This window comes from Fusibacter sp. QWL-12 (genome assembly GCF_058683495.1).
Map to the genome: position 1 here is coordinate 1,861,438 of NZ_CM178745.1, position 14,369 is coordinate 1,875,806.

Sequence of the window (14,369 nt, forward strand, 5' to 3'; positions counted from 1 at the left end):
TAAAGGAGGCACATATGAAGTATACCATTCAACCGGATGTATTTGATTTAAATCCTAGATTGCAGTTTGGAATCTTAATCGGAAAAGGCCTTAATAATAGTGAATCAACGTCATCAGATGTTACTTTACTTAGAGATGCTGAAAATAACGTAAGACAAGCCATTCACGAAGAGGCATTAAGAAGTGTACCAAATATACAAGATTATCGTGAAACCATGGAAAAAGCGGGTCTAAACCCTAATAAATATACCGTATCCACAGAGGCAATGCTCAAAAGGGTATTAAAAGGAAATCCACTTCCCAATATCAATGCACTTGTTGATTTGTGTAATGTCGTTTCCCTACAGAATCAAATTTCCTTAGGTGGTCACGATCTCAGAGATCTACATGAGGATTTAAGTGTATGTTTTAGCAAAGGAACAGAGCAATTCTTACCATTTGGAGCAGATGCGTACGAACCAGTTGAAGCAGGAGAATTAGTATTTACAAGTGGTGATATCGTTCAGACGAGAAAGTGGATTTGGAGACAAAGTGAACTGGGTAAAATGACTTTAGATACAAAAGATGTCTTCTTTCAACTCGTGGGGTTTGATGAAAGTGAAAACGGTTCATTGGTGTGCGCTCTAGATACTTTGGGTAAGTATATTGAAGAGCGATTTGATGGAACTTATCAAAGGTTTATAGTAAATAAAGACAATCCTAGTATTGAGTTTGACGTGTAGTGGCTCAATCATTTAACCTGAATATTTTAACTGTATTATGAATCAATCCTTAAGAAGATTGGAGGGCAAATTGCCAAAACGAAATGATATTTCGATAAAAACCAAATATAATACAAAAGAAGAATGTATGGAAAACTGTAGAGACGTCAAAGGAAAGCCAGTTCTTGCAACCACCTACTCAAGACAAATCAGTGGTGAGGTTTTTCCAGATGGTAGCTTTGTGCTTAGTAGCAGAGCAAAAGGAAGCTCTATGTTTGAATTTAAAGGTATCATTAGCGAGGAAGCAGATGGCGTCTATATGAAAGGCGACATCGTTAAAAAGCCTTCTTCCATAAGAATCGTTTACGGCTCAATTCTTATTTCAACCTTAATAGCCATCGCAATGGTGATGACGATGAATCCTGTCTTCATCTTATTTGCAATCTTATTTGCAACGATACCATGGCTAAATTTGATAATTATCAATAAAAGTGATTTTTTATATAACGATATTTTGAATAAGGTCGGTTCATGATTCATGTCATTTAATACAGTAAAATTATTATGGAGTCAATTAAAAAACAGTATAAAATCAATCGCATAATCAACTATTAGTGTTCGAGGAGACCATATGAAAAAATCATTCATATTATTTATAATCATAGTTGCAATAATCAGTCTAGCAGGGTGCTCCAAACAGACAAATACACCAAATCCAAATGTGAGTAGTGAGCAAGCAGAAGCGGTATACCTTGATTCAACGAGGTCAACAGCTGAGCGTGTAGTTGACCTTTTAGGTAGAATGACGCTTGAAGACAAAGCGGCACAGATGGTTCAAGGCGAACGTAATGCGGTAACGAGCAAAGACTTAAAAGAATATGGCCTTGGCTCTGTGTTAAGTGGTGGCGGTAGCGTGCCCGGTGATGGAACAGTTGAGGACTGGGAAACGATGATGGCACAGTATCAGGATGCGATTTTGTTACGCGATTTAAAGATTCCGATGCTCTATGGAATCGATGCGGTTCATGGACACTCAAACGTAAAGGGAGCAGTTGTTTTTCCGCATAACATTGGTTTAGGTGCTGCAAATGACCCTATACTTGTAAAGGAAATGGCTAAAATCGTTGCGGATGAAATGAAGCTGACAAAGATAATTTGGAACTTCTCACCATGTGTGGCGATTGCCAGTGATCCAAGATGGGGGAGAACCTATGAATCTTACTCTACAGACCCCAGTATCGTAACTGAGCTAGGGAATGCTTATTTTGAAGGTTTAAAAGAGTCGGGTGTCATAGCGACAGCGAAGCATTATGTGGCAGATGGCGGTGTTACCTTTGGAACAGGCAGTGGTGGTAACCTTATCGATAGAGGGGATGCACAAATGTCAGAAGAAATGCTAAGAGCGATCTACTTAGAGCCCTATAAAGAACTCGTGAAAAATGGCGTACCTGTGGCAATGGCATCCTTTAGTAGTTTCAATGGCGAACCGATGCACAGTCACAAGTACTTGCTAACAGATGTATTAAAGAACGAGCTAGGATTTAAAGGCTTTGTGGTATCTGACTGGGAAGCCATTCACTTGTTAGAGGCAGGGACAGATTTTAACGATCAAGTGCAGCTTTCTATCAATGCAGGTGTAGATATGCTGATGGAGCCGAACGAATGGTTAAGATCGATAGAGGCTATTGTAACAAATGTGGAAAACGGTAAGATTTCAATGGCAAGGATAGACGATGCTGTCAGTCGCATATTGACAGTTAAATTCGATTCGGGTCTGTTTGAAGATCCTTATCTTACACAACAAGCACTAACTGATAAGGCTTTAGGCGATACAGATGCGCGACAAGTCGCTTCTGAGCTTGTGAGCAAATCGTTGGTCCTTTTAAAAAATGAGGATGAAATCTTACCATTTAAAAAGGGTGAGACCATTTTAGTGTTTGGTCCGGGAGCCGATAATATGGGAATTCAGTGCGGTGGTTGGACGATCTATTGGCAAGGGTCTCCTGATATTGCAGGCTATCCACTGACAACTGGTACGACCATATTGGAGGGTTTACAAAGCCTAGGTGAAAAACAAGGGGTTACGGTTATAACCGATGTGAATCAAGCTTCAAAAGCGGACAAAATCTTGCTCGTACTAAGTGAAGTGCCATATGCGGAAATGAATGGCGATACCGCTGATATGAGCATCACAGGTAGCTTAGCTTCGCCTGAGAATAAAGCAGCGATAGAACTGGCAATTGCGCAAAACATACCTATAGCTACTTTGTTAATAGCGGGAAGAGAAGTCATTATCGATGACTATGTCAATCAATGGGATGGGCTGGTTATGGGCTTTTTACCTGGAAGTGAAGGACAAGGCGTTGCAGATGTTTTTCTAGGTGTAAAGGCGTTTGTCGGTAAACTTCCTATGCCTTGGTACAAAAGTGTCGAAGATATTGGTAATGAGCAAGCTGAACTGATGTATCCGATTGGTTACGGGTTGAGTTATGCAAATCACTAGAATGAATAGTCGCTTATATTGAATATGTATTTGTTTTGTAAAAGGACAGTACGTAGGGATTAAGTAGATGAAGTAAATTAAACAATGATTTGAAAGTTAAACCAAGTGGAGACCGTAATGAAAATTTCCTTGATTATTCCAGCATATAATGAAGAGCAGCTGATTGAAAAAATGCTGCTTTCAGTTATGAAAGCAAAAAAAGAGTTCGAAAAAAAAGAGACAAATTTGCTAGAAATCATTCTTGTAGATAATAATTCGAATGATAGAACCGTTGAAATCGCAAGCAAATTTGACATCGTAATCGTAAATGAAAGTGTGCATAACATTGCAAAAGTTAGAAATACAGGGGCTCGGTATGCTTCTGGTGAGGTCCTGTGTTTTCTTGATGCTGATTCTGAAGTTAGCTTAAATATGTTCAATCTTATTTGTAAATATATGCAGACAAACAAATATATTGGAGGGGGAACAAAGTTTAAACTGGATAGAAGGAACTTGACTTTTAGTCTTATATTCGTTGCAAGTGTTCTTGCGACTCACATCATTGGATTAAGTGGCGTACTGTTATACACAAAGAGAACGTTTTTCGATGAGTTAGAGGGCTTCAACGAAAAATTTTATGCCGCTGAAGATATCGATTTTGTTTTGAGGTTAAGGGATTTAGGTAGGGAAAAGGGACTAAAATATTGCAATATATATCGTGGTTATATTAAAACCTCATCTCGTAAATTTAAAAAATTGAAGTTCAAGGATTTATTTTTACAAGGCGGTTTACTTTTGCATAAGTCACTTCGAGAAAATCCTAAAAAATGTGAACAGTGGTATAATACACATAACTATAGATAAATAAATAAGACATACAGAATAAAGCAAGGCTAATCTTTCTATAAAGCCTTTCATTATTCTGTATGTCTTTCTGTTTTGAGCATATTGCCTATATATTAGATAAAAGTGATGGTTTGACTGCGATAGGGATTAGTATTGAGACATGAGTAAATCGGGAATTCGTTTCACGATGAGCTCTGTCCCTAGCGCACATACTTCCACTAATCTCTCAGGATTGATCATCTCAAAGGTATCTAAATCTGTATGATAGTCATGAAAAGGTCCAACTTGGATGTAAACAGCGTCTATTCCAGCCTGAGCAAATGGTGCATGATCACTTCTATCGGTCATAGATGTCGTTGGAAAATAGCCCATATCTTTTAAGGCATCACGTGCGATACCGATTAATTTAGGTGCCACAAGTCCTTCTGCAGAACCGAGATCAAAGCTATCTCCAACACCAACCATATCAAAATTTAGCATAGCTACGATCTGATCTCTATCTTTTTTAGTTAAACGATCGACATAGTAATGAGAACCGACGAGTCCAATTTCCTCAGCACCGAATGCGATAAACTCGACATCATAAGGCAGTGAGACTTTCCCGTCGCTGATAGCCTTTGCCATTTCAACGATGGCTGCTGCACCAGAGGCGTTGTCATTTGCTGCAGGTGTGTCCACACCATCATAATGTGCACCGACTATGATCCGTTTACCATCAGGATTATTCTCTGATTTATAAAGTGCAATAATATTACTTGAAGTAGCATCTTCATAGGTGATGTCCACTGTGAGTGAAACTGATACTGTATTACCTTCTCGCGTTGCATTTTCAAAGGATTGACCATCATCGCGAGTGATACTAACAGCAGGGATTTTGGAAAGCTGTGTTAAAGTCGCTGAAATAGCGCCTTCGCTGTTAGGATCATAGAATAAGACTGCTGCTGCTCCCTTGCTAGCCGCCCTTGCAGTTTTAATATAAAAATACTCTCCACCCCGCTGCATCAGTACGATTTTACCATTAACATCTTGACCAACATAGTCACTTTCTGCACCCATACCCAGTGGTACGATATCAGCGGTGATGCCACCTTCTGGTGTCGCGGCGCTGTAGCTCAATGCTTTAGCCTCACTTAATACACGATTTGAATCACTTGTCACTTTTAGCTCTAATAGATCACAGACGTAAGCTTTAACTGGAAAGCTTTGTTTAGATACTTCAAGTCCAAATGAAGTGAGTTGATCGATTAGATAATCTGCAGCGGCAGATTCCCCTTCAAAACCAGTGATGCGTGCGTTATCTTCTGAGGACAATAATTTAATGGTATCGAGCATGCGTTCACTTGAAAATTCAGGTTCAAATAGAGCAACCTCATATCCATCTTCAATGGATGATACAGTAGTGTTATTTGACTGTGCATCTGTCTCCTTAACGCTGCATCCAGCACTGATCGCCAAAACAAAGACCAATAGTGCTATAATAATTATATATTTCGTTCTTTGTTTCATAAAAACCTCCGCTTATAATTGTCAGATAATTCTGTTAACTATAGTTTACTTCTTTTGACAGAATAAAGATTTTTTGTTTTCTTAATAATCAGCGAAAAAATTAATTAATTGTAATAATTAAAATGGATGTGGGTAAAAAAATAATTCATTTTAATCAATTAAAAAGGAGACTGTAAAATCATTGAATAAAAGAAAAGCAGATCTAAACGCATTTGATCAAAGCGAAAGTGATTTTGTGATAGGTAATCTTGAACATACAGGTATTCAAATTGAAGAACTAACAGAAATCAATGAAAGAAATGATTTAGTGTGCCAAGTCATAGAATCAGGTCTGACAGGTGTAATCTATCAAATTAATAATATTGATGTGCAGCTTTCATTCTTGAATGAGTTGATCTGCAGAGATAAAATCATGAAATCTAGTGACGCGTTTGAATCTTTGAAAAATGGGCATTACATCGGATGAAAACCTAAAAGGGGGTTTTATTAAAGACATGATAAGAGCTCATATTCTAGACATTCATGATGATTTATCGGAAGAATCTTGCACGAAAGACTCACTTTTAAGAATTAAGCATCTCCGAACGATAGTAGAAACATTCTCTTGGGAGCTAATAAAACCGATAGTAAATCATGATTCAAAAGTGGATATTTAAACGCACTGACAAATTATTATGATCAAACAATACTTTTTCATCAAAAATTGATAGCATTAGATTGAAAGTCAAAACTAAATCATTCAAAATATAGACCTTACCGCTTCAATATTGGTGTTTTCAAAACTTTATGCGTAAAAAACATAAATTTAGTATATATTAGTATAAGGAAGTATTTATGTGTTTAGATTCAGAGATTCATAACTAAGAAGATTAGGAGCATATACATGGTTCAGCTAAAAACCAAACTAAAAAAGAATTATAGACTTGCCTTATTTGTTTCATTTTCAGTTTTTATTTTACTTATGTTTGTGAGTTCTGTTTTTATATACAATTATTCTATGAGAGTAAAAGAAGATAATGAGAACAATGCAACTGTCTCTTACTATAGTTTAATTGATGAGATTAGAGATTTTAAAAATCAGAATATAAGTCTTCTATCCGGTTTTGCAGCTTATGTTGAATTAAAAGATACGACAGATGAGGTAGAGATTTATAGATATTTAGATTTTCTTTTGAAGGATCATCTTGATGATATTAGAAGTATAGGGGTTCTTGTAGATACCACGATCGAATGGGTTTATCCACTTAAAGGCAACGAAAGTGTCATAGGTAGAGATTTGGCTGAAATTCCGGATCAAGCAGAGGATGTTCTAAGAGTAAAGAACAACTTAGAAACGCTTTTCATAGGTCCAGTAAACTTAATTCAAGGTGGTACAGCATTTATTGTCCGAATGCCACTTCTGAAAGATTCGTCTTATTGGGGCATGGTAAGCATTGTACTCAAAGCAGAAAATGCATTTAAGTTTGTCGATGAAAATTCTGAAAACTATAAAATGGAATATTTGATAACATCTGCCGATCAACCTGACGAAATCTTATATGGGAATAAAGAGGTTCTAAGTGAGTATCCACTACAATTTCGAACAGAAGATGCATTAGGTGGATGGGATGTGTATGTTGTACCTGTTGGTGGTTGGGATTATAGAATAAAACAGATTTTAATTATCCTCATGATCTGCATAATCTTCAGCATTTTAATTTCATGGCGCATATTTTCATGGATGAGAAATTACAGTCAGGTACTAAAAGACAAGGTTGAACTGGAAAGCAAATATATATTAGATCGCTTCACGCAAATATATACGAGAGAATATTTTAACTTTCGATTAAGAGAGGAAGTTAGTAACGGGTTAAGAAGTAATCGACCAATAGGTATGATCTATTTTGATCTAGATCACTTTAAGAATGTGAATGATGAACATGGTCACTCCGCAGGGGATGAAGTGCTACTTGAAGTGGTAAAAAAGTTAAAAACCATCATCAGAACGGAAGATGTATTTGCTAGATGGGGTGGAGATGAGTTTATTCTGTTACTTCCAAACACAAATCTTGATGGTACTAATTATGTAGCTGAAAGGATTCGATACGAAATTGAGATGTTGGAAATTAGTAAAGCTTATGGCGTGACAGCTAGTGTCGGATATTCTGAATGGAAAATGAAAGAGTACATTGAGTCATGGTTTCTTAGAACTGATCATGCACTTTACACATCTAAAAATACTGGTAAGAATAAAATTACTGCAAGTGATTACAATACCGAAGAGAACATCCTTGTAAAAGTGGACTGGGATGAATCTTCAAACTCTGGATGTAAAATCATCGATGATGAACATAGAGCAATTTTAGAACGGTGCAACAAAATCGTTGAAAGTGCACTTGAACAGTCTTCATTTGATGAAACTGTAAGAAATGTTGAACTTGTAATCCAGGAGATGGAACAGCATTTTAATGATGAAGTTGAGATCCTATATAAAGCAGGATTTCCAAATGTTGAAATGCATAAAATGGTTCATGAAGCTCTGTTAAATAGGACAAAATCAATTTTTCAAAAGACCATTCAAAGGGACATTAATGCAGTGGAGTTCTTCTCATTTTTGTTGATAACTGTCGTTGAGGGTCATTTTAAAAATGAGGATGTGAAGTATTTCCCATATATTAAGGATTACAAGGATAGCTAGTTAAGACTAACGAGACATAGTTTAATAATTAAGAAGGACACTGCATCAGAGATTAATGCGGTGTCCTTTTATTCTTTTAAGGAATGTAGTATTACTTTTTTTGTTGAGCCAACCATTCAAACAAGTAAATGGTTTTTCCATCTATGATCTGTGAGCAAGTATTGCTAAGTGTATAGACCCAAGACCAATGTCCATGATACTTATAGGGTTCACCATCCGGTGTCAAATATTTACCGGAAGGATCTATCACTTGATCATACTGGTTATAATATATTTTTTTATTCCCAGAGTTTTTGAGTCTTTGATAAAGTGCATTTGAGTATGTGTCAGTTGGTATGAAATGACCTTTTTCATCAATAATGGGAATACCACAAGTCATATCAAACTCAGAAATCCTTACAACTGGATCATCTTGTGAATGGACGAGCCAAAGAGGGATATTTTTAATTTTGGCAACTCTTTCATCTGTTAGCCACTCTGTTTCATAGACCTCACAAGTTGGATAAGCTGCTGCGAAGAGGTCTGGGTATTCAACGAGCATTTTAACTGTCATATAACCACCGTTAGAGCAACCACCAATGTAGATCCGATCGGTGTCAATATCCACGTGTTCAGCTAGAAAATGATCACACAATGTTTTTAGTGCGATCGTATAATGTGAATGACCATCACTATTTAAAACGGTGTTGTTGTAAACACTTTTACCGTTGTAATCCATCCACATTGTCGGTACTTGTGGAACGAGAACATACGCACCCTCATTGCCAAAAAGAGCTTGAATCTCAGGTTGTATTAAATAGGTGACTTTGTTCCCTAAGACGGCGATGCTTGTATCATTTCCACCTTCACCAGCACCGTGGAGCCATATGATGAGCGGCACTTTAGCTTCTGTCATGGAATCTATATCTTGATCTAAGTGAGTTGGTTTTTTGTGGTTCGGTTCAAAGTATGCATAGCTAAGTTTCACATGATCCACTTCAAACGCTTGATTGTGCTTAAAACGATCGCAAAGTGGCTTGATATCACCAGCAAAGGCTTTAATCGTCGGGTTATCCATGAGCGCTGTAGCCACTGAAGTATCGGTAGCATTTGAAACTAGCGTTTCTTTTGAAATTGAAATCTCATAGCTGGTTTGAACGTATTCATTACGTCCTGTAAGTCGATTATAGTTAAAAGGCGATCCTTCAGTTCTAGTGGGACCTACTTCGAGTTCGAGTGTGATATATCGACTATCATCAGAGACATTTCCTAGCTCATCTGAGGTGTAAGCATTCAATACATTTCTTTGTGCTTCCTGTACCTCTTCAAAATTACGACGAACGGTTACTTTAAAGGCTTCTTCGGTTACCTTATTTGAGTCGATAATGATTTCTAGATCGAGGATGATTTTATCGATCGCTGGACCCCAATCGTATCCGTTGGTGACAGTTTTATAAGTCAAGTGGATGACCTCCTTAGTAGAAAAAACGTTATTTTGCGGTTTCTTCTCTATAGAATAACATTCCTAAACCCACTGCTGCAAGAGAGACAATGAGATAAAGTCCAATACTAGGATTGGTTATACCACCATAAACGATGACAAGAGCACCTAGAATGGCACAGATCGGAACGACATAGCGTTTCCCAAAACCGAGATCGTCAAACGTTCTAATGTACCAGATGTAGAGGAAAATATATAAGCCATAAATCATGACGATAGGGATTTCATCGAGTCCAATATATCTGCCAAAGGTTTCGTTGATACTTGCGTACCAAAGTGCGGTATAAAACAAAGATAATGCTGCGGCGAATAACGCGGAATAAGTCGGGATACCTGACTTAGGGTTAACAAGCGCAATTTTCTTTGGAAAAGGACCTTGATTTCTAATCGCCAAAGAATATGGAATACGAATAGTAGAAAGAACGAGGCCATTCAGTGTTCCTAAACAAGAAATAATAACGAACACCGTTAAAATTGTGGAAGCTACAGATCCAAACAGCTGTGTTGTCGCAGTTGTGATGGCACCATCTCCCTGAGCAATGATTTCAGAGGTTGGTAATACTGATGCGATTCCTAAGAAGTACATGACGTAGACCACAAATACGATAAATGCGCCAAAAATAAGTGCTTTAGGGAGATTTTTCTTTGAGTCTTTAATTTCGCTGTTGATCGTCACTGCCGTTATCCATCCTTCATAAGCGAAAGCAGTTGCAACAACCGCGTTTGCAAGTGTACCACCGGAGCTGCCTATCGAACTTACTGCTGATGAGAAATTATCAAAAGTAACGTGATTAAGAAGACCAGAAATCGTCCCAATTATAGCCACTAAGCTAAGTGGTATCAGCTTAATCACCGTAGAGCCAACTTGCAGTTTACCAGCTAAAAGAGGCGCAAGGTAGTTAATTAGGTAGATAACGACTAGGTAAATAAGTGCCAATCCCCATGTCATTGGTGAATTCGAAGGATTGTCGCTACCTGATAGTATCATCGTATAGAGTGAAGCTACCCAAGCGAGGATCGCTGATAGTGGCGCATAGTAGAGCACGCCTTTAAACCATCCGACCAAATAGCCAAAGCGTTTGCCGTATGCCATCTCTGAGTAGTCTACAATACCATTTGATTTTTCAATTCTTTGTGCAAACTCAGCAAATACCAATGATCCGAAAATCATGGAAAAGGCACCCAAACCCCATGCGAGTAAAGCTAATATTAAGTTACCGTTAGTAAGTGTTAAAACGTCATCGGCTTTAAAGAAGACTCCAGAACCGATTACGACGCCGACTACCATTGCGATAGCAGTGGGTAGCCCATATTTTTTCTCTAATTTTTTCTCCATCCTACACCCCTTGGTTAATGTTAGGTGTAATTTTAAGGGTTTCAGATAACTCTGTCAATGTATTTATATAATACATAGCGTTTAGAAATATAGATAAGTTATAAACAATTTTGAACATTAGTTTTCTTTACGGCTTTCAAAAACGCGTTTATAATTATAAATAAGCATTATAAGGATAATTATTTATAAAAACAACACAATAGGAAAATCATCAAAACGCTCAATAATTTAATTGCAATAAAAAGACGAATTCTATTATCACAGAAAGCAACTCCAAGAGAAGTTTCTGTGATTTTTATATTAGGAAGGTAATTTATATGCCAGATAGAGAAAGCAAAAAAGAAGAGAGACGCAAAAAGAGAGAAGCCTTTTTTAACGATGCTGAAATTTGGTGGGATAAGCTCGATAATACCGCACATATTTTTCCCGTAATAGCAGGTGAAAATATGTCGAATGTGTATCGCATCAGTGTAATTCTAAAGGAGGATATTATACCTGAAAAGCTTCAAGAGGCTCTTTCAATTGTCTTGCCAAAGTTTAAGGGATTTAATGTTAGATTGAGACAGGGACTTTTTTGGTATTATTTTGAGAAAAATGGTAAACCCGCACCAACTGTGAAGGAAGAATCCTACTATCCGTGCCGACTCATCGTCCCACATAAAAATAGGAGCTATTTGTTTAGGGTCAGTTACTATAAAAAGAAGATCAATCTAGAAGTCTTCCATGTTCTATCAGATGGCATGGGAAGTTTGGCTTTTTTAAAAGAGCTTACCTATCAATACCTGAGATTGGTCCACCCGACATTACGCGAAAATCTTGGCGATACCTTGAGTAGTGAAACCTCTATGAACCGTGAGGATAGCTTTTTAAGTAACTTTAAGAAAAAAGCGGCCAAACCTTATGTTTCTAATCGGGCGTTTTTAATTAAAGGATCTAAGCTGACCAAAAATGAAGTAGGTATCTTACACGGCTACATGCAGGTGGATCAGCTTAAAGCAGTTGCTCGAAATTTTGGTGTCACCATAAATGAGCTTTTAGTTGGGGTTTACACGTATAGCATTTATAAGGAGCATCAAGAAGAGGTTAAAAATAATAAAGCCATAAGAATCGCCGTTCCCGTAAACTTAAGAGGTTTTTTTGAGTCAATAACTACAAAGAATTTCTTCGCGGTGGTATCATCCGAATTTCAAGCAGAAAATGATGATTATACATTTGAAGAGGTGCTTGAAATCGTAAAAACTAGCCTTAGAAATCAGATTACACCTGAAAATTTAATGAAGATCGTCTCTTATAATGTTTCTAATGAAAAGAATCTTTTAATCCAAGTTTTACCACTGGAGATTAAAAAACTTGCGATGTATTATATTTTCAGAAAGGCATCTCTTGCAAATACTTCAACGATATCTAATCTAGGCAATGTCGTTTTCAAGGAAGAGTATGAGCCTTATATTGATAAATGTAATGCGATTATTGCATTATCAAAAGGCCAAAATCTAAAGGGAATTGTCTGTTCCTATAACGGAGTTCTATCGTATACGTTTAGTTCGATTTTAGTAAAGCCAGCGATTCAAAGGCGCTTCTTCAGAAAGTTTGTGGAGCTAGGCATAGACGTTACTATAGAAAGTAATGGGGTGTACGATGAGTAGATGCAATCAATGTAACATAGAAATTAAAGACAATCATGCCGTTTGTCCGCTGTGTCAAAGTGTTTTGGAGAAAACTGAGCCAGCTGAGAATTTATATCCCAATGTACGCGTCATTGCTAAGCGCATTGATCTTATGATTAGAGTCTATGCTTTTGTGGCAATTGTGGTTGAGACTTTTCTCGCGTATTTCAATTATAGGACGTATGAAAACTCCTATTGGTCAGTGCTGGTAGGTGTCGTCTTATTTTATGTATTTATCGCACTTAGAGTTACCTTTAAAGAAGGCTACGAGTATCGAACCAAGAGCATTATGCTTGTGACCATTGGGGTTATCTGTGTGGTACTAATTGATCTACTAACAGGATTTAGAGGCTGGTCTCTAAATTACGTTCTGCCGTCTGCAATAATCCTTGTTAACACAGGCATCGTCGTCGCTATGATCATCAATATCAGAAATTGGCAAAGCTATATGATGATTGAGCTTTTTACAATCCTCTGGAGCATCCTCCCCTTTATACTAAATAAAATGGGATTACTGACGAAGATGAACCTTAGTCACGTGGCATCAGGCTACTCTGTTTTATTATTTTTAGGCACCATCATCATTGGTGGCAAACGTGCATCCAATGAACTTAAACGAAGATTTCACGTGAGGTAAACATGTCAAAAGAGCCTAGCATTAGAGGTAAAATCGCACGAAATATGATTGCCAGTATAGCTTCAACCAAGCTGGTTGGACTTAAAATAAACGTCGGTACGAATCTAAAAAGTAAAAGTATCTTCAAATGGATCTATCCACAAAGCTTTAAGAGTGAGACCGTAAAGAAAGCACAATTTACTATGGAAACAGTGACTAAGAATGGTTCAAAAGCCACAATCGCCATCCTTTATCTACATGGAGGTGGCTATGTTGGGAAATTAAAAAACAGACATCGACTTATGGCGATGAAGTATTGTGAAAGTACAGAAGACGTTATGATTTTGATGCCTGACTATAGAACCGCACCAGAGCATCCTTATCCAGAAGCCTTAGTCGATGCCGTAGATGCATTTGATTGGTTGATCAGACAGGGGTTTAAAGAGGAAAATATAATAATTGCAGGTGATTCTGCGGGAGGCGGACTTGCGCTAGCGGTTTGTCTATATCTAAAGCATTACAGAAGAAATTTACCAAAGGCAATCATTGCAATGTCTCCGTGGACGGATATGACGGCAAGTGGCGCCTCTTATCTATTTAATTATGAAAATGATCCGTTATTTGGTAAAACTAAGAAATCACTTTTATACAACAGAGATTATTTAGGAAAAGCAAATCAACAAACGCCGTATGTGTCACCCCTTTTTGGAGATTACACTGATTTTCCACCGATGCTGATTCAGGTGGGTGGCGATGAAATGCTACTATCAGATTCGATTAGAGTAGCAGAAAAAGCCAAAAAAGAAGGCGTAAAAGTGTGGCTACATGTTTATGATGGCATGTTCCATGATTTTCAAATGGCGGGCGATTTGATTCCAGAGTCAAAGGAAGCGTGGAAAGAAATAGCTGAATTTTTAGGGGACTTAAAAGAATTAGAGTAATCCGAGTCAATATTCTAACTATTTTGAAAAATATTTCAATTGAATTGAAATTTATTTCAAAAAAACATTCATTGAAAACTTTATAACCCTTCAAAATACAAACCTATTACTTGGCAT

12 protein-coding genes are annotated in these 14,369 nt (G+C 37.3%); 9 read left to right on the forward strand and 3 right to left on the reverse strand.

The features are described 5' to 3' along the window. Positions 1-14 precede the first annotated feature (14 nt). The 4 genes from AC4PID_RS09130 to AC4PID_RS09145 all read left to right on the forward strand — a co-directional run bounded on the left by AC4PID_RS09130 (position 15) and on the right by AC4PID_RS09145 (position 4,047). Complete coding sequence (locus AC4PID_RS09130) at positions 15-722, forward strand: B3/B4 domain-containing protein (RefSeq protein WP_492135263.1); 708 nt, start codon at positions 15-17, stop codon at positions 720-722. A 70-nt stretch (positions 723-792) separates the two neighbouring features. After that, positions 793-1,236, forward strand: a complete 444-nt coding sequence (locus AC4PID_RS09135; protein WP_492135264.1) for a hypothetical protein — start codon at positions 793-795, stop codon at positions 1,234-1,236. A 96-nt stretch (positions 1,237-1,332) separates the two neighbouring features. Then, positions 1,333-3,204 carry a glycoside hydrolase family 3 protein gene (locus AC4PID_RS09140; protein WP_492135265.1) on the forward strand — a complete coding sequence of 624 codons (1,872 nt, stop codon included), beginning with the start codon at positions 1,333-1,335 and terminating at the stop codon, positions 3,202-3,204. Between the two features lie 117 nt (positions 3,205-3,321). Further along, positions 3,322-4,047, forward strand: coding sequence for a glycosyltransferase (locus AC4PID_RS09145; RefSeq protein WP_492135266.1), 726 nt, complete (start codon positions 3,322-3,324; stop codon positions 4,045-4,047). A gap of 129 nt (positions 4,048-4,176) precedes the next feature. Here the strand turns inward: AC4PID_RS09145 and AC4PID_RS09150 are convergent, their stop codons facing one another. After that, positions 4,177-5,535, reverse strand: a complete 1,359-nt coding sequence (locus AC4PID_RS09150) for a M20/M25/M40 family metallo-hydrolase (RefSeq protein WP_492135267.1) — start codon at positions 5,533-5,535, stop codon at positions 4,177-4,179. A 181-nt stretch (positions 5,536-5,716) separates the two neighbouring features. On the opposite strand from AC4PID_RS09150, the gene AC4PID_RS09155 reads away from it, so the two are divergent. Together AC4PID_RS09155 and AC4PID_RS09160 are read left to right on the forward strand one after the other, a co-directional pair. Then, on the forward strand, positions 5,717-6,001 hold the full coding sequence (locus AC4PID_RS09155; RefSeq protein ID WP_492135268.1) for a hypothetical protein: 285 nt from the start codon (positions 5,717-5,719) through the stop codon (positions 5,999-6,001). A gap of 417 nt (positions 6,002-6,418) precedes the next feature. Continuing rightward, entirely contained in the window at positions 6,419-8,212 is a 1,794-nt protein-coding gene (locus AC4PID_RS09160; protein WP_492135269.1) for a diguanylate cyclase domain-containing protein, read from the forward strand. A 91-nt stretch (positions 8,213-8,303) separates the two neighbouring features. Here the strand turns inward: AC4PID_RS09160 and AC4PID_RS09165 are convergent, their stop codons facing one another. Together AC4PID_RS09165 and AC4PID_RS09170 are read right to left on the reverse strand one after the other, a co-directional pair. Beyond that, the gene (locus AC4PID_RS09165; RefSeq protein ID WP_492135270.1) at positions 8,304-9,653 is read right to left on the reverse strand and encodes a prolyl oligopeptidase family serine peptidase; all 1,350 of its coding nucleotides are present in this window, start codon (positions 9,651-9,653) and stop codon (positions 8,304-8,306) included. 28 nt (positions 9,654-9,681) lie between these two features. Next, positions 9,682-11,028, reverse strand: coding sequence for an APC family permease (locus tag AC4PID_RS09170; protein ID WP_492135271.1), 1,347 nt, complete (start codon positions 11,026-11,028; stop codon positions 9,682-9,684). A gap of 317 nt (positions 11,029-11,345) precedes the next feature. On the opposite strand from AC4PID_RS09170, the gene AC4PID_RS09175 reads away from it, so the two are divergent. The 3 genes from AC4PID_RS09175 to AC4PID_RS09185 are packed head-to-tail and all read left to right on the forward strand — an operon-like array spanning position 11,346 to position 14,252. Then, positions 11,346-12,674: a hypothetical protein gene (locus AC4PID_RS09175; RefSeq protein WP_492135272.1), complete on the forward strand. Its 1,329-nt coding sequence runs from the start codon at positions 11,346-11,348 to the stop codon at positions 12,672-12,674. After that, positions 12,667-13,332 carry a DUF6320 domain-containing protein gene (locus AC4PID_RS09180; protein WP_492135273.1) on the forward strand — a complete coding sequence of 222 codons (666 nt, stop codon included), beginning with the start codon at positions 12,667-12,669 and terminating at the stop codon, positions 13,330-13,332. The genes AC4PID_RS09175 and AC4PID_RS09180 overlap by 8 nt, the downstream gene beginning before the upstream one ends. A 2-nt stretch (positions 13,333-13,334) precedes the next feature. Beyond that, positions 13,335-14,252: an alpha/beta hydrolase gene (locus AC4PID_RS09185; protein ID WP_492135274.1), complete on the forward strand. Its 918-nt coding sequence runs from the start codon at positions 13,335-13,337 to the stop codon at positions 14,250-14,252. The last annotated feature ends 117 nt before the right edge of the window (positions 14,253-14,369 follow it).

What these genes read in the sequence shown, in the direction of transcription:
- AC4PID_RS09175 (WP_492135272.1), top strand. Translation starts at nt 11,346, where the DNA reads ATGCCAGATAGAGAAAGCAAAAAAGAAGAGAGACGCAAAAAGAGAGAA.
- AC4PID_RS09185 (WP_492135274.1), top strand. Translation starts at nt 13,335, where the DNA reads ATGTCAAAAGAGCCTAGCATTAGAGGTAAAATCGCACGAAATATGATT.
- AC4PID_RS09140 (WP_492135265.1), top strand. Translation starts at nt 1,333, where the DNA reads ATGAAAAAATCATTCATATTATTTATAATCATAGTTGCAATAATCAGT.
- AC4PID_RS09160 (WP_492135269.1), top strand. Translation starts at nt 6,419, where the DNA reads ATGGTTCAGCTAAAAACCAAACTAAAAAAGAATTATAGACTTGCCTTA.
- AC4PID_RS09130 (WP_492135263.1), top strand. Translation starts at nt 15, where the DNA reads ATGAAGTATACCATTCAACCGGATGTATTTGATTTAAATCCTAGATTG.
- AC4PID_RS09180 (WP_492135273.1), top strand. Translation starts at nt 12,667, where the DNA reads ATGAGTAGATGCAATCAATGTAACATAGAAATTAAAGACAATCATGCC.
- AC4PID_RS09170 (WP_492135271.1), bottom strand. Translation starts at nt 11,028, where the DNA reads ATGGAGAAAAAATTAGAGAAAAAATATGGGCTACCCACTGCTATCGCA.
- AC4PID_RS09150 (WP_492135267.1), bottom strand. Translation starts at nt 5,535, where the DNA reads ATGAAACAAAGAACGAAATATATAATTATTATAGCACTATTGGTCTTT.
- AC4PID_RS09145 (WP_492135266.1), top strand. Translation starts at nt 3,322, where the DNA reads ATGAAAATTTCCTTGATTATTCCAGCATATAATGAAGAGCAGCTGATT.